Source organism: Chitinophaga cymbidii (genome assembly GCF_007992715.1).
Taxonomy (GTDB): domain Bacteria; phylum Bacteroidota; class Bacteroidia; order Chitinophagales; family Chitinophagaceae; genus Chitinophaga; species Chitinophaga cymbidii.
In genome coordinates this window covers 2009606-2025489 of sequence record NZ_BKAU01000001.1, presented here as the reverse complement: position 1 = coordinate 2025489, position 15884 = coordinate 2009606, and the positions used below count along the sequence as shown (strand labels likewise).

The following is a 15884-nucleotide window of genomic DNA, read 5'->3' as shown; positions in this document are numbered from 1 at the left end:
TTGTGCGAATCAGTCCGGACAATTCAATATGAGCGCGAGCATCGATTATAACAAGTATGAAGCGGTGATAGGCCTGGAAGTACATGCCCAGCTTTTGACGCAAAGCAAGCTCTTCAGCAGCGACAGCGCTGCTTTTGGCGGTTTGCCCAACACCCATATCAGCCCGGTGACCCTCGGTCACCCCGGCACCCTGCCCTTCCTGAACAAAAAAGCGGTAGAACTGGCCATACGCCTGGGTTTTGCCTGCCATTGCGAAATAGCGCGGGAAAATTTCTTCGCCCGCAAGAACTACTTTTACCCGGACCTCCCCAAAGGTTACCAGATCAGCCAGCATACCGCGCCGATCTGCATCGGCGGTCATGTGCCGGTGTTCGTGGACAGCAAGGACGGTAAAGGCCGTAACATCCGGCTGAACCGTATCCACCTGGAAGAAGATGCCGGCAAATCCATGCACGACCAGGACCCGGACAACACACAGGTAGATTACAACCGCGCCGGCGTGCCGCTGGTGGAGATCGTAACCGAACCGGACCTTCATAACAGCGACGAAGCCTACGCATACCTCACGGAACTGCGCCGGCTGGTGCGCTGGCTGGACGTTTGCGACGGCAATATGGAAGAAGGCAGCATGCGCTGCGATGCCAATATCTCTATCCGCCTGAAAGGCGACACATCGCTCGGCACCAAGGTGGAAGTAAAGAACATGAACTCCATCCGCAACGTGAAACGCGCCATCGAAAGTGAGATCAAACGGCAGATAACACTGGTGGAGAACGGGGAACGGGTGGTGCAGGAAACACGCAGCTTCGATGCTTCCAACGGCAGCTCTTTCCCGCTGCGTTCCAAGGAAGAGGCGAATGATTACCGCTACTTCCCCGAGCCGGACCTCGCGCCGTTCAATCTGTCAGACGAATTTCTCAACAAGATCCGCAAAGACCTTCCGGAGCTGCCGGAAGAAATGATCACCCGGTACACGCAACAGCTCGGGTTACCGGAATATGATGCGCGCGTGATCTGCGACGATAAAGCGACGGCCACCTATTTTGAAGCGCTGATCGCCGCTACCCCGCATCACAAAGCCGCCGCCAACTGGATGCTCGGGCCGGTCAAATCCTGGCTGAACGGGCAGAACGCGGACATGGAAAAATTCCCGCTCTCCCCCGCCTCGCTCGCGTCGCTGATCGCCCTGATAGCGGACGGCAAAGTGAACTTCTCGATCGCATCTTCCCGCATCCTTCCCGCGATGATCGAAGAACCGGGTAAGGAACCGGCGGCGATCGCCGCGGCGCTGAACCTGGTACAGGACACCGATGCGGGAAACATCCTGCCCGTTATAGAAGAAGTGCTGGCGAAATTCCCGGGCAAGGTGGCGGAGTTCAAAGCCGGAAAGAAAGGCCTGATCGGGCTGTTCGTGGGAGAAGTGATGAAACTCAGCGCCGGAAAAGCGGACCCGAAGCTGACAAACGAACTGTTAATGAAGCGTTTGAACAGCTAGAAAAGCCGTTCATCCATTTCGGCGTGAACGCCGGAGATGCCACAGCAACGCCACTGCTGTCTATTGCCATAAGTTCACTATATCTCCGTAACATGCCGGAACCGGCTACATAATTTTAACAATTTCGCTGAAGAGCGACCGATTTTTAACCCTAATTTTGAACACATCACAGAAAACAGGAAAAGGATGAAAAAATTAGCCATATGCTTTGCAGCCGCAGCCTTCTTTGCTGCCTGTAACTCGCACCCGGAAAAAGGAGCATTCACGATCGATGTACAGCTGGCCAATGCGCCGCTTGAAAAAGTGTACCTGGAAGAACTGACCGGCGAGGCGCCGAAAGTAGTGGATACTACTGCCGTGAAGGATGCCAGCGGAAAATTCGAGCTGGACGGTATGGTGACCGAACAGGGACTGTACCGCATCCGTTTTGAAAATGGCAAATACATCGTGCTTGGTCTTGATGCGGGAGATATGAGCATCAACGGCGATTATAACGAACTGGAAAAGATCAGCGTGAAAGGCTCTGAAGCCACCTCCGAGATCCAGCAACTCCTCAACACATACAGCGAAAAAGCACAGGCCATGAGCCGCGAAATACAGGTGCTGGACAGCATGCGCATGGCTAAAACACCGGACAGCCTGCTGGAAGCGCGCCGCCAGGCATTCGAACAGGTATCTGAAAGCAACCGCCAGTATTTCCTGGATGCGGCGCAGAAGACCAAACATCCCGTTCCCGCAGTATTTGCCATGCAGCTGGTACGTTTCGACGATGCCAAGGACCTCCTGGGCCATAAAGCGCAATTCGAAAACATTATCAAACGCTTCCCGGAAAATGCGATGGTGAAAGACATGGCCACTTTCCTGGCGGACGTGGAAAAAGAAGAAACACAAGGCGCCGCCAGCGGACCGGAATCCATGATCAACCAGCAGGCGCCGGACTTTTCGCTGCCTGACCCGAGCGGCAAGCAGGTGAGCCTCAGCTCATTCAAAGGGAAATATGTGCTGGTGGATTTCTGGGCAAGCTGGTGCGGTCCCTGCCGCCAGGAAAACCCGAACGTAGTGAAAGCTTATCTCAAATACAAGGATAAAAACTTTACCATCCTCGGCGTGTCGCTGGACAAAACGAAGGATGCATGGCTGAAAGCTATCGCAGACGACGGTTTGAACTGGAGCCATGTGAGTGATCTGAAGTTCTGGGAATCCGCCGTTGTGCCTTTGTACGGTATCTCCGGCATTCCTACCAACATACTGGTAGACCCGCAGGGCAAGATCGTAGCGGCGAACCTCCGGGGCCGCGCGCTGGAAGAAAAGCTAAGCACCGTATTGCAATAATAATTACTGTCGTAAACAAATGCGCGTTGTGCTTCCGTAGTACAACGCGCGTTTGCTTTTTACGGGTATTTCGGATGCTGTGAAACATTCTCATTCGCCTGCCTTTCCCTCGCCGGAATGGGCAGGTAATACGCCCTGTCATCCGGCGTTAAGGTCAATGCGGTGGGCGCCTGCGCCACATCCGCCGCCCATCTTTCAATATTCCTTTCTTTCCTCCGCAGGTCAAAATACCGGTGGCCTTCAAACGCCAGCTCTTTATAACGCTCCAGCAGCACGGCTTCCAGGAGGTCAGCAGGCGTTGCGAAAACCTGCGGGAGATATCCGTTGATGCGCTGCGCGCGCAGATCGTTCAGGTCTTTCGTTCCGGAAGCGAGGCCGGTTACGCCTTTCGCGGCATATGCCTCGGCGCGGACCAGGTACATTTCCGCTACGCGGAAGAGCTTGATGTCCGCAAGATTGACGAGCGCCGCCTGTCCCCCTACGTACTTGTTGACCGTCCATCTCCGCTCGGGCTCTCCCGGCGCAAGATCTTTTATATATGCATCGAAGCGCACATCGTTCGCGGCATCGAAAGTGCTGATCAGTTTGAATGAAGGAGCGAACAACACGCGGTTGGCGCCGTCCCGGTAAAAGTCGCCGAACTTCGCGTCCTGCGCTTCGCGCTTCAGCTTCCAGATCACGCCAGCATTGCTTCTGTCCAGCCAAACGTCCGGGAACTCCGTTCTGTCCGCCAGCGGCATGGCATCGATCACTTCGGTGCTGGCGGTGATCGCCGCGTCCCAATCCTGCTGCCACAGCGCCGCGCGCGCCTGCAATGCGCTCACGGCCATGTTGGTAATGCGGTTTTTGTTGGAAAAGCCGGCGGGGATGAGGGATTTCGCGGCGGCAAGATCAATGTTGATCTGCTCATATACCCTGCGTACCGTGTCCCGGCCGGGCTTGCCGACCTCCGACCTTAACATCAAAGGAATGCCCATGGATGCAGGCTTGTAATCCACCGCATAATGACGCAGCAACTCAAGGTGGCAGAAAGCCCGCAATGCCAGCAGCTCTCCTTTCAATTGCCGCTTCGTATCCGATTCTAACGTGGTGGCATATACGTTGTCTATCACTTCGAGAATGCGGTTGGCGCGGTCCAGCACCTGGTAATAGTTCGCCCAGGCGACGATGACATCCGCGGTCAGCCCGTCCTGCTTCCAGCTGAAAGTCTGCGTGCCCCTGTTGGTGTTATTTTCGAGCGGCCACATCGCTTCATCGGAGAGCAAAGAGCTCACGCTGATGGTACTGGTGGATACCGCTGCATACACGCCGAGCACGCCTGCATTCAGATCGTCCACCGACTGAAAGGCAACGCCCTGGTCGATGCTTTCCGTCGGCTTTACATCCAGGTCCGCCATACAGGACGCCAGCAAAGTAAGAAAGAGCAAATTATGTAAACGTAAGGATCTCATGTTTTGCAGATTGAATGGTTAGAATTGCACGCGCGCACCGGCGGTGATGGTCCGTGCCGCGGGGTATTCAAAAAACGCCGTGCCGTTGTTGTCTTCCGGGTCAAAACCCGTCCAGCTGGTAAAAGTATACAGGTTCTGGCCCTGTACATATATCGTGGCGCCGCGGAATATCCTTGACTTTTCCACCAGCGCGGACGGTATGTTGTAGGCGATCTGCACATTACGTAAACGAACGTACGAAGCATCCTGCACATCGCGGGATGTGAAGGTACGGGGTTCCGAAAATGCGGGCTGGTCCGTAATATCACCGGGCTTCCGCCAGCGGTCGAGCCACTTGCGGGACTGGTTGCTGAGCGCGTTCTGGTTGCTGTTCAGCACATAATATTCCTCTGAATTATACCGGTAGAACTGCTGCGCGAAGCTGAAGAATACATCGGCGGAAAACCTTTTCCACGTGGCGCGGGTGAAGAAGCCGCCGGTATACGGAGGGTCCCATGTGCCGAACTCCGCAACACTCATCGTTACCGGATCATAAACGTCGGTGAGGTTGCCTTTCTGGTCGTAGTACCTGGATTTGCCGGTCTGCGGGTCCACACCGCCCCACTTCTGTATGTAGTGCGAGTTAACGGGCAACCCTACACGAATGATGCTGGCGCCCTGTGTAAATTCGTTGGCATCGCCGAGGCTCAGCACTTTGTTTTTATTATACGCGAAATTGAATCCGGCGGTGAGGGTCAATTCTTTGTTCCGGATGATGTCGCCGCTCAGGTCCAGCTCTATGCCGCGGTTGCGGATAACACCGGCGTTGATGGTGCGGGTTGAGAAGCCGCTGGTTTGCGACAGCTGCTCGTCCACAAAAACGCCTTCGGTGCGTTTGTTATACCAGTCCGCGATCAGGCGGATACGGTCGTTGAGCAGCAGGATGTCCAACCCCACGTTCAGCATCTTTGTGTATTCCCAGTCGTAATCCTTGTTGCCGACAGATACCGGCGCAATGGCGGGCATGCCGTCGTACCGCGTGCCGCCGTACCCCGCGCTGTACGCAAAGTTGCCGGAGAACGGCGAAGCCGAAGTACCAAAGCTGCTGCGCAGGCGAAGGGTGTTCAGCCAGGTGAGCGGCTGCAGGAATGCTTCTTTTTTGATATCGTAGCCCGCGCCAATGGAGTAAAAGTTATGCCAGCGGTTCTTCTTTGGAACGGTAGACGAACCATCTCTGCGGAAGGTAACGTTAAGCGTATACTTATCATCGTACACATACCTTGCAAGCCCCACCCAGGAAACCAGCGCCGCGCCTGTTTTGCCGCCGCCCACGACCGGTATGAAGCCGTTCAGCGCGGAGCCCTGCGTAATGCCGGATACCGTGCCGGCCAGTCCGGGTGTGATCCCGTAACCAGTGAAGTTGTACACGGAAGATTTCATCCTGTTGAACTCATAAAAGCCCGCCACGGTGAGATCGTGCCGCTGCCGGAAAGTTTTGGCGTAAGTCAGCCCGCTGGTAGCGGTGAACTGGTAATACCGGGCGGATTCCTCGCGATGCGAGCCCTGCCGACCGGGTACCGCGGGCAGGCTGCCGCTGTAGGAGCCGGGAGCGATGGTACGGGTGTCCGCATTATCGCGGTAATCGATGCCGAGGTTCGTAGAGGCGTAAAGGTTATCTGAAAAATGATAGCGCAGGTTGGTGGTCAGCGCGCCTTTGATCTGGTTTACGCGGTAGGTGGTATTCTGCAGCCGTTCCAGCGCATCGGAGCCTTCGCGGGTATCATACACGCCGCCGAAACGGGCCTTGTTGCCGGAATGCACGAGCTGACCGTTGACATAGGGCTGCTCATAAGGCAGGGCGTAATACACCGCCGCGAAAGTATTGGTCACGGAAGCATAGTTCTCGTTCTCGATCAGGTCGTTCTTGGAATACCCCACGGCCATATTGATCGCTGCCGTAAAACGTTTCGCTTTCACATCGAGATTGGTGCGGAAGCTGTAGCGCTCGATGCCGGAGCGCAGCGCGATGCCTTGTTGTGTATAATAGTTGGCGGAAGAATAAAAACGGATGGCGTCCGAGCCGCCGGATGCGCTCAGCTCGTATTCATGGAAAGGCGCTGACCGCCGCAGGAAGATATCGTCCCATTCCGTATTGATATGACGCAGGCTGTCGAGAATGCCGGCGTAGCGTGCTTTTTCGGAGGCGGAGAGATTGGCGTTAGCCGGGTTCAGCGGAGAAAAGCGCCAGCCGGCGCCGATATTGCGGCCGTTTTCAAGACCCACTTCTTCTTCAAACTGCAGCCGCTCCGCGGTGTTCATCATGTTGAAGCGGGCGCGCGTAGGCATGGACACGCCATGCTGCGTATGAAAAGAAAGCTGCACATCACCGGCTTTCCCTCTTTTGGTAGTGATGAGGATCACACCGTTCGCACCGCGCGAGCCATAGAGCGCCGTAGCGTTGGCATCTTTCAGTACGCTGACGGACGCGAAGTCCGCCGGGTTCATCGTCATGAATACGCCGCTTTCCACGGCAATGCCGTCCACTACGTGCAATGGCGATACGAGGCCTCCTTTGGTAGCCTGCCCGCGTATCAGCACCCTGGCGGCAGCGCCGGGCTGCCCGCTGCCGGAAGCCACATAAAGGCCGGGAACCCGGCCCTGCAGCATCTGGTCGAAGGAGGCTATGGGAACATGGTTGATCTGCTCCGCTCCAACGGTGGATACGGCGCCGGTGTATTGCTTACGGGTAGCGGTGTTATAGCCGGTGATAACGACCTCGTCCAGAACCTTGCGGATAGCGGTATCTGGTTGTGTTGGCTTTTGTGCAACGCTGGTAAAACTTACAGTAAAAAGGGACCATAAGGATAGCGCGTGTTTCATAAGAAGTATGTTTAAACCCTCCGGAAAGCGCACAAGATACTGTGTTTCAGAGCTTAATGGTAGTACACGAATATGTTACATGAAAATATAACGTAAAAAAACGAGGAAGCCGGCAAAATTGCCGGCTTCCTCGTACTATACAGCGGTATGTATCTTTATTTGGTATCCCACCAAACCCGCTCGCCAATGGGCTTCAGGCCGGGGAAGTTCCCGTTCCTGGTCAGTTCTGTTTGCGGATAAACGAATCTTTGCGCCATGTTACCGGGGCCGAGGATGGATGCCGCGGAGGGCTCTATCCAGTCCGGGTACCCGGTACGGCGGTATTCCGTCCATGCTTCAAAGCCTTGAGAGCCACACATGGCGAACCATTTCTGCGTGATGATCGCGCCGATCCTGTCGGCAGGATTGGCCGGCCACTGCGCAGCGGGAGCGCTGTTGATGTAGGTGGTAGCCTCGTCATCTTCCAGGCCAAGGAAAGCAAAGCTGGCGCGGATGCCATCACGGTACAGCTCTGCGGCGTTACCGCTGCCCCATCCTCTCTGCGCGGCTTCCGCCTGCAGGAAGTAGCTTTCCGCGGCGGACATGAGTACGCCGGGGGCAGTGGGGCCGAGCACGGTGGCGCTGTTCGGATAGGACAGCGCGATGTTGCTGGCGATCTGGTCGAAGGTGCCCTGCGGTGTGGAGCGGTAGGTGGTGGAATCAACCCTGAGCTGGTAGAACCGCGTGATGCGGGGGTCGTCGTTCGCTTTCAGGGGGTCCATAATAGTGGAGCTGGCGCCCTGGTTACGGGTATTAAGCGCCACTACTTCGGCCCACAGCGGGTTCTGGTTACCGCCCTGCGAAGTATACGCCAGGGTAACATCGTCTTCCAGGAACAGCGCGCCGTCGCTATACAACGCTTCTACGCCGGCCTGTGCTTTGGCGGCATCCACTTCCGTGAGACGGAGGTATGCGCGCAGCTTGAGCGTGTTCGCGATCCTGATCCATGTTTCCATGTCGCCGCCGGCCAGCAGATCATCATCACCGGGATGGTAATCGGAATCCGGGTCCATGAGCGCCAGACCGTGATCAATAAAGCTGAAAACGCTGTCGTACACTTCCTGCTGCGTATCGTAGCGGGGGCTGCGGTTGGCGGTGCCCATCAGGGCGTCTTTCAGGGGAACATCCCCGAAACCGTCGGTCAGCAGCTGGAAGGAATAGGCACGGAGTATCCATCCGATGGCCGCATATTGCGCATACCTCGCCTGGTTCTGCTTCACAATAAGGGAATCGGTGTCCGTCAATGCGCCGGCATACAGTATTCCCCAGGCACGGTCAAAATCAGCGGGACCGGAAGAATATTGTTCCACGCTGCGGAACTGGCTGGAGTTGGGCAGTTGCGTCCAGTACTGCGCCCAGAAGTTACCGAAGGTTTGATACTGGCTGTTGATCACGTGCATCACCGCCGCTTGTGCCGAAGGTAATATCTGTTCGGGATCTACCTTTTCGGTGGCGTTCGGGTTATCGTTCACATCCAGGAACTTTTTACACCCCGGTAAGATCACCGCTGCGAGTGCAATAGCCGCCAGTGTTGTTTTTATGCTTGTAATTTTCATCTGTCAATATTTATTTTTTAAAAGATCAGATGGAACCTCGCAGTAACATGTCCTTGTGGAAAGTCTATTCATGCTCGGTTTCATAATTTCTCTTTTTTCTGCTTAGGTTAGAAACTCACTTTCAGGTTCACGCCAAAATTCCGGAGAGAAGGTTGGGCCGTGAAGTCGAAACCTTGCTCGTTGGTAGCGCCGCCGGAGTTCATTTCGGGGTCCGCATACGTATTTTCTTTTGGTGTATGGATCCAGAGGTTGTTACCGAACAGCCCTACGGTTGCATCGCCGAAGGGAGTTCTGCGAAGCAGGTCTTTGGGAAACCGGTAAGTGAGGCTTACTTCACGCAGCTTGATATAGGAAGCGTCGTATACGTGCTGTGCGTCCGGAACGTTCGCCTGGGAAGTCCAGAAGCTCTGCCAGTTCGTTTCAACATCTGTATTCGGTACGTATTTGCCGGTTCCGTCGTCGATCACGGTGTTCGGCATCACGAGCGGCTCGCGGTTGTACAGCGCGGTGATCGGGGAAGTACCCACAAAGCTCATGATATCGCTGGTGCGGGAGTAGAACTGCCCGCCCTGCTTGGTATCGAACAGCACGTTCAGGCTAAGCCCTTTGTACGTGAGGTTGGTGCCGAATGAGGCCATGTATTTCGGATTGTACGAACCGAGGTAAACAGGCGCATCTGTTCTTTCCGGAAGGCCGGTCTCTTCATTGATGACCATTCTGCCCTGTTCATCACGCAGGTAATCGATGGTGTAGAAGGTACCATAGGGACGGCCTACAGCGGCCACGATGCTCATGCCGCTCACACCGCCGATGATCACCTGGTCTACACCTGGCAACAGTGATACTACGGTGTTCTTGTTGCGGGTGTAAGTGCCGAACAGTTCCCATGTCAGCCCTGAAGAGCTGCGAACGGGCGTAACGCGCAGACCGAGTTCCACACCTTTGTTCTCTACCACGCCGGTATTCATCACCTCGTTGGTGAATCCTGTTGACGGCGCGATGGGCGCGGCGAGGATCTGGTCTTTGGAGCGGTTCTGGTAGTAAGAGAAGTCAACGGAGATCCTGCTGTTCCAGAAGTTCATTTCCGTACCTACTTCGAATGCGTCCGTTCTTTCCGGTTTCAGGTTCGGGTTGCCGATGGTGTTGTCCATCGTAAAGCCGGGCACGCTGCCGAAAGGAAAGCGGGTTTCGGAGAAACCGCCGGCAACGATCGTTTTCACATAGTAGTTACGCAGCAGGTAGGGATCAGCGTCGTTACCCACGGAAGCCCAGCTCGCGCGGACCTTACCGTAGTTCATGATCTCGCTGAACCTGGTGTCTTTCAGCAGTTCGGTGAACACGAAAGAAGCGTTCACGCTCGGATAGAAGAAAGACCTGCTGGAAGCCGGCAGCGTGGATGACCAGTCGTTACGCGCGGTAGCGCCGAGGAACAGCATGTTTTTGTATCCCAGGTTCAGTTCCGCGTATAAGCCGACCAGGCGGCGCTTGCTGTAATAGTTCTCTGATTCTACGGGGCCGAGGCTGTTCGCCAGGTTGTACCATCCGGGCACTACGAGGCCGGCAGTATTCGTGGCCGCATCCAGCTGCGTCAGTACGCGCTGGCGAATGTTGTTACCCACCATCAGGCTGGCGCTAAAGTCGTCAGTGAAATCTTTCTGCGCGGTGATCATGAGGTCATGCACCACTTCGCTGAGGTTGATGGTATTCTCGGCATATTGTCCGGGATCGGTTTTCTCATAATAACCAAATCCGGATTCATCCGCCGGCAGGAAAAAGAATTTAGGCTGATGATAGCGGCGGCGGTCTGAATAAACGTCCGCACCCAGTCTTTCCACAACCGTTAACCAGGTAGTCGGCTTATAGTTGATGGTGAAGTTACCGGTGATGCGGTCTACATCATTGTAGTTCTTGTATTCCCGCAATACCCAGTAGGGGCTGTTGGTATACTGGCCATAGAAGCCGAATGCGGGGTTACCGTCGGCGTCCGTCAGCACATCGCCCATGCTGTAGTAAGGGTTGTTCAGGTCGCCCATCTTGTGCAGGGGAATATCCCGGGGCGTCTGCAGCACGTTGTCGTATATAGAGCCGTCACCCTGACCACCCTGCATCATGTTGCTGTTGATCTTTACGTAGTTGATACCAACGGAAGTGGAGAATTTGTTGCTCAGCTCCGTGCTGCCGTTGAAACGTACGCTGTACTTGTTGTACTTGTCGTAGTTACCCGGCATCACCCCGTCGGAGTTCAGCGCGTTCAGGGAAAGGTAATAGGAAGATTTCTCATTACCGCCTGACAGCGCGAGGTTGTTGTTCCAGGCTTTGCCGAGTTCAAAGAATTTGCGGATGTTGTCTTTTTCCGCTACGTACGGTTTGCTCAGGCGTACACCGTTGATCTCCTGACCCCATTCTTCCAGCTCACCGGTAAATGCGGGGCCCCAGCTGAAGTTCTCCATTCGGTCGGGCTGTTTGTTGTAGCCCTGTCCGAACTGGTTCTGAAAGTCGGGCAGCTTCAGCACATTGGAGAAGGTGCCGGAGGTGGAGTAGGTGATCTCATGTCCTTTTTTGGAACCACCTCTGCCTGATTTGGTGGTAATGATCAGGGCGCCGTTGGAAGCGCGTGAACCGTACAATGCCGCGGCGGCGGGACCTTTCAGTACAGAGATAGATTCAATGTCATCGGGGTTTACGTCGTTACCGCGGTTACCAAAGTCGATCGCGGAACGGCTGTCGCCACCGCCGATCACGCTGGAGTTATCGATGGGGATACCGTCGATCACGATCAGCGCCTGGTTGTTCCCGGAAATGGAAGAACCGCCGCGCAGTACCACACGGGAGGAGCTGCCCGGAGCGGAGGCGGTGCTGGTGATGTTCACACCGGCCACTTTACCGGAGAGGCCGTTGAGCACGCTGGTGCTCTGGCCCTGGGTCAGCTCGGTGCCCTTTACCGTAGAGGCTGCGTAACCGAGGGAGCGTTTTTCCCTTCGTATAGCGTTCGCCGTTACCACGGTTTCCGTCAGCGTGGTTACATCGGCGCTCAATACAACATCGTGGGTATCTCCGGTGATGGTTACTTCGGCATCTTTCATACCAATGAACTTCACCAGCAGCACCGTCACGCCCTGGGGTACATTCAGCGTGTAGTTACCTTCTGCGTTTGTTACAGTTCCAACATTTGTTCCTTTAGCGATAATGGTTGCACCTGGAATTGGTGAACCGTCTTCTGCAGCCGTGACCTTCCCTTTAACGGTACGGGTTTGCGCCAGCACCTGTCCTGAGAGGCATACCAGGAGCAGGATAAGGGCTGTTAGACCTTTCCTCATAAGCATAATTTAGTTGTTTAACGAAATTTTAACAGTCAAAGATAAGACTCTTAAAGATTCCTTAACGCAATCGTCCTGTAAATTTTTTAAGCGGTCCGGTGGATTTCCTGTTGTTGGTAAAGCAAATCAAGATAAGTTCCGTATTGTTGAAGACCGGCTGTAACTTGCAGCCATGGGGCGTTTGGGGATGTATCAAAAAGAAAAAGCAGGCGACAAGATTATCACCCGCTTATCATCAACCAAAATCTAAATCGAGATTCTTTATGATATTCTGAACGCAGATATTTGATCCGCGTATTATTCTTTTGTCTTCCACAATGCTTGTCAGCAAAGGGTTTCCGGCTAACCACGCACTATCCGGCAGGTTACCCGATGATATGGATTTAAACGTCCATATCTGTTGTATTCGTAATGTCTTTTCATAAGCGGCATCAGCCACTACCCGTTAGGATAAATTCAGGGGAAATGTTTTCAGGAGATTCAGCAGAACATTGTACAGGTCTTCATTCCGGTAGTTGTAGCGGAACTCGCATTCCTTCAGATGGAGGTACGCGGTATTCCTGTTCAGTCCTTTGAACTTGGCCAGCCTGTGCTTGGTCAGTCCCCAGAACCCGTCTACATCATCCAGTGTTGATTTACCGGCGTCAGGATCATGATGGTGGTTTCCCAGATGGTACAGGCGGTATTGCCCCAGGTCCACCACACCGTTGAAACGGCGGATACGCTCGGCGCTTCCTACGGTTTCAAGGACGGAACGTCCGCGTGAAATGGCCTGGATCATGGACCGGCTGACATCCGGCAGGATCTCCGTGAACACTTTATTGTCCAGCTTGTAAATTCCGAAAATGACTGGCTTGATGATGCGGTCTACATCTGTTTTAACGGCAACGGTGGCATCGTGCCCGTTAGAGAGAGGATGTCCCCTGTGAACCCAGGACGACCCGGTAGTGGAACTTTCCGGCTGCAGCGACTCACAATATTTTACGATCTGCAGCCTGATCTTTTTCAGGTAACTGTTGATGGTCACCCTGCTTACCCCGCTGATGTTTGCAATCTGCGTGGCTGTCAAATCCTCGGAGAATAATTTAAGTATCTCCTTAAACTTGCGCTCGGACAAATGAGCGCCTTTCAGGAACTTATTTTTCATGGACTAAGAGGTATTAAAATGGCATGCTAAACCTCTTACTTTTTCTCTGGTATATATAGCGGTTTATTACAAACGGTGATTTGTTCATGATGAACGCACCCTACTAGATTAAAATACGGGGCTGAAATAAAAAAATCCGTGGCTTTGGGCCACGGACTAAGGTTTTGGGAAAGGGGCGTGAAAAATAGTTATCATGCCCCTTTTCTATTAATTTTTGTGAACGGTAAAAAATCAGGATAAGTGAAAATCACTCATCTTCCAGCCCGATGTCTTTCATGGGCAGGTCCGCCTCCTCATCCACCGGCGTCGGCTCCCTTTTCCGGGCCTTTTTCCGCAGCGCCTTTTCCATCCACAGCAACATGGCCGGCAAAATGGTCAGATTGGTGACCATGGCCATGATCAGGGTCAGCGAGGTGAGCCAGCCGAGCGCCTTTGTGCCCTGGAACTCCGAAAATGCGAAGATCATGAAGCCAGCAAAGAGGATCAGCGAGGTATAGATGATGCTCAGCCCTGTTTCGTTGATGGTCTGGCGAACGGTAGCCGAGATGTCGTAATTATTCAGCGGCAGCTCCTGCTTGAAATTCACCAGGAAGCGGATGGTAACGTCTATGGCTATCCCCAGCGCAATGCTGAATACCAGTACGGTGGACGGCTTGATGGCAATATCGAGCCAGCCCATCACGCCGGCCGTTACCAGCAGCGGGATAATATTGGGGATCAGCGAAATGAGCAGCATCCGCCAGGAACGGAACAGGTACAGCATACAGAATACGATCAGCACGAAAGCCAGCACGATGCTCTCCGCTAATCCATTGATAATGAACCGGCTGCCTTCCAGGAAGATGATGCTGGTACCAGTGAAGGTGACCTTGTAGCGGGCGGTATCGAAAATTTCGTTGACGTGCGGGCGCAGGGAATCTATCAGCCGGGGCAGTTCCACGGAACCTACATCGGCCATGTTCACGCTCAGCCGCGCGACCTGCCGGGTGCTGTCCATAAACGAAGAAACGAGCCGGGTGAAAGTGGAGGCATTGTCTCCCGTGCCTTTCATCCGGAGGTACGGCGCCAGGAAGCCGATATCGAACTGGTTGGGAACGGCATAGTTGAGGCTGTCCCCGTTATAATAAGCCTGTTTGGCAAACTTGATGCCTTCGGCAACGGACAAAGGCCGCGCAAAAGCCGGTTGCACCTTGATGATACTGCTCAGCTCGTCCAGCTTCTGCAGCGTGCTGAGGCTGACCACCCCGTTCTTTCTTTTGGTGTCTACCGCAATTTCCAGCGGCATCACGCCTTTGAAATTACGCTCGAAGAACTTCAGATCGGTATACAGCTTGTCGGATTTCGGGATGTCGTCTACAATATAGCCGACCGGCCGCAGGCGCATCATACCCAGGATCGCGGCGATCACCATAATGCCGGTGAACAGGTATACCATGGGCCGGTATTTGAACACGAGGTTGTTCAGGAAGTTCAGCACGGCCAGGAACATTTTGTTTTCCAGGTAGCTGGTATGCTTCGTTTTCGGCGGCGGCAGATAGCTGAGCACGGAGGGCAGGAAAATGAACGAGATCAGGAAGATGAGCATGATGTTCGTTCCGGCTACCACGCCAAATTCCTTCAGCAGCGCGCTGTTCGTAAAATAGAATACGCCAAAGCCGATGGCCGCGGTGAGGTTGGTAAAGAGCGTCACAATCCCCATCCGCTGCACCATGCGCACCAGCGCCTCGTTCTTCTTACCATGCAGCGCATATTCCGTATGATATTTATTGAGGAAGTACACACAGTTAGGAATCCCGATCACTACGATCAGCGGCGGGATCAGTCCCGTGAGCAAAGTGATCTTGTACCCGCACAGCACAATGGTGGCTACGGACCATATCACGCCGATCGCCACCACGATCATGCTCATGAGCACGGCGCTGAAAGAGCGGAAGAAGATCAGCAGGATCAGGGCGGTGAGCACGAAAGATATTACGAGGAACATCTTCAGCTCGTCCGCTACCTTGGTGGCCATGATCGTGCGGATCATGGGCAGGCCGCTCAGCTTTACGTCAATATTGTGATTGGCGCCAAAAGCCATTGCCACGCGGGAAACGCTTTGCACCACGTCTATCCTTCTGGCGGAATTGAGCACGTCTTTGTTGATCTGCACGGCCATCATGAAAACGTTGCCCTTTTCGCTGTACAGCAATCCTTTGTAGAACGGCAGGGTATAGAATATATCCTTCAGGCTGTCCAGCGCCTGCTGGTTTTCCGGCAGCGGCTGGAAAAGGTTTACAGCGGCGAGTTTGCGGGTGCTGTCGTTTTTCACGAGGTTTACGGCCACGGGGATGCCGAGCGTATTTTCCACCGCAGGTATCTGGCGGATATCGTTGTTCAGTTGTACGTAATCCCTGAAAAAATCCAGTTTAAAAAGACTGTCTGTTTCGATGCCGATCACCATCATGTTCCCGTCTTCCCCGAACATCTTTTTAAACTCCTGGTACTGCAGGAACTTTTCATTATCGCGCGGGATCGCGCCGGTAAAATCGTAAGATAATTGAACCTTGCTGGCATGGTAGGCCATAAATCCGGTGCCTATCAATAACAAAGCCAGTAGCCATAATCGGGACTTCAGAACAAAACCTGCCAGGCGTTGCCACATATATATTGCTTTGGTTTGGTAAAGGCCATAAAGGTAATAAAGGA

At 54.0% G+C, this 15884-nt stretch carries 8 protein-coding genes; 2 read left to right on the top strand and 6 right to left on the bottom strand.

Annotated features, from left to right (window positions below; translation table 11 throughout):
* The first annotated feature begins 28 nt into the window (after positions 1–28).
* Both gatB and CCY01nite_RS08265 read left to right on the top strand, forming a co-directional pair.
* The gene (gatB, locus tag CCY01nite_RS08270; protein ID WP_146859565.1) at positions 29–1495 is read left to right on the top strand and encodes an Asp-tRNA(Asn)/Glu-tRNA(Gln) amidotransferase subunit GatB; all 1467 of its coding nucleotides are present in this window, start codon (positions 29–31) and stop codon (positions 1493–1495) included.
* A 186-nt stretch (positions 1496–1681) separates the two neighbouring features.
* A complete protein-coding gene (locus CCY01nite_RS08265) occupies positions 1682–2827 on the top strand; it encodes a TlpA disulfide reductase family protein (protein ID WP_222614328.1) in 1146 nt (381 codons plus the stop codon).
* Positions 2828–2886: 59 nt separating this feature from the next.
* Here CCY01nite_RS08265 and CCY01nite_RS08260 read toward each other — a convergent pair whose 3' ends face one another.
* From CCY01nite_RS08260 to CCY01nite_RS08235, 6 genes are all read right to left on the bottom strand, one after another.
* Positions 2887–4278, bottom strand: coding sequence for a RagB/SusD family nutrient uptake outer membrane protein (locus CCY01nite_RS08260; RefSeq protein ID WP_146859563.1), 1392 nt, complete (start codon positions 4276–4278; stop codon positions 2887–2889).
* Between the two features lie 18 nt (positions 4279–4296).
* A complete protein-coding gene (locus CCY01nite_RS08255) occupies positions 4297–7137 on the bottom strand; it encodes a SusC/RagA family TonB-linked outer membrane protein (protein ID WP_146859561.1) in 2841 nt (946 codons plus the stop codon).
* A 155-nt stretch (positions 7138–7292) separates the two neighbouring features.
* Positions 7293–8732: a SusD/RagB family nutrient-binding outer membrane lipoprotein gene (locus CCY01nite_RS08250; protein WP_146859559.1), complete on the bottom strand. Its 1440-nt coding sequence runs from the start codon at positions 8730–8732 to the stop codon at positions 7293–7295.
* 107 nt (positions 8733–8839) lie between these two features.
* On the bottom strand, positions 8840–12049 hold the full coding sequence (locus CCY01nite_RS08245; protein ID WP_146859557.1) for a SusC/RagA family TonB-linked outer membrane protein: 3210 nt from the start codon (positions 12047–12049) through the stop codon (positions 8840–8842).
* Between the two features lie 445 nt (positions 12050–12494).
* Positions 12495–13196 carry an IS1595 family transposase gene (locus CCY01nite_RS08240; RefSeq protein ID WP_146859555.1) on the bottom strand — a complete coding sequence of 234 codons (702 nt, stop codon included), beginning with the start codon at positions 13194–13196 and terminating at the stop codon, positions 12495–12497.
* A gap of 247 nt (positions 13197–13443) precedes the next feature.
* Complete coding sequence (locus CCY01nite_RS08235) at positions 13444–15840, bottom strand: efflux RND transporter permease subunit (RefSeq protein WP_146859553.1); 2397 nt, start codon at positions 15838–15840, stop codon at positions 13444–13446.
* Positions 15841–15884: the final 44 nt, after the last annotated feature.

What these genes read in the sequence shown, in the direction of transcription:
- gatB (WP_146859565.1), top strand. Translation starts at nt 29, where the DNA reads ATGAGCGCGAGCATCGATTATAACAAGTATGAAGCGGTGATAGGCCTG.
- CCY01nite_RS08265 (WP_222614328.1), top strand. Translation starts at nt 1,682, where the DNA reads ATGAAAAAATTAGCCATATGCTTTGCAGCCGCAGCCTTCTTTGCTGCC.
- CCY01nite_RS08260 (WP_146859563.1), bottom strand. Translation starts at nt 4,278, where the DNA reads ATGAGATCCTTACGTTTACATAATTTGCTCTTTCTTACTTTGCTGGCG.
- CCY01nite_RS08255 (WP_146859561.1), bottom strand. Translation starts at nt 7,137, where the DNA reads ATGAAACACGCGCTATCCTTATGGTCCCTTTTTACTGTAAGTTTTACC.
- CCY01nite_RS08250 (WP_146859559.1), bottom strand. Translation starts at nt 8,732, where the DNA reads ATGAAAATTACAAGCATAAAAACAACACTGGCGGCTATTGCACTCGCA.
- CCY01nite_RS08245 (WP_146859557.1), bottom strand. Translation starts at nt 12,049, where the DNA reads ATGAGGAAAGGTCTAACAGCCCTTATCCTGCTCCTGGTATGCCTCTCA.
- CCY01nite_RS08240 (WP_146859555.1), bottom strand. Translation starts at nt 13,196, where the DNA reads ATGAAAAATAAGTTCCTGAAAGGCGCTCATTTGTCCGAGCGCAAGTTT.
- CCY01nite_RS08235 (WP_146859553.1), bottom strand. Translation starts at nt 15,840, where the DNA reads ATGTGGCAACGCCTGGCAGGTTTTGTTCTGAAGTCCCGATTATGGCTA.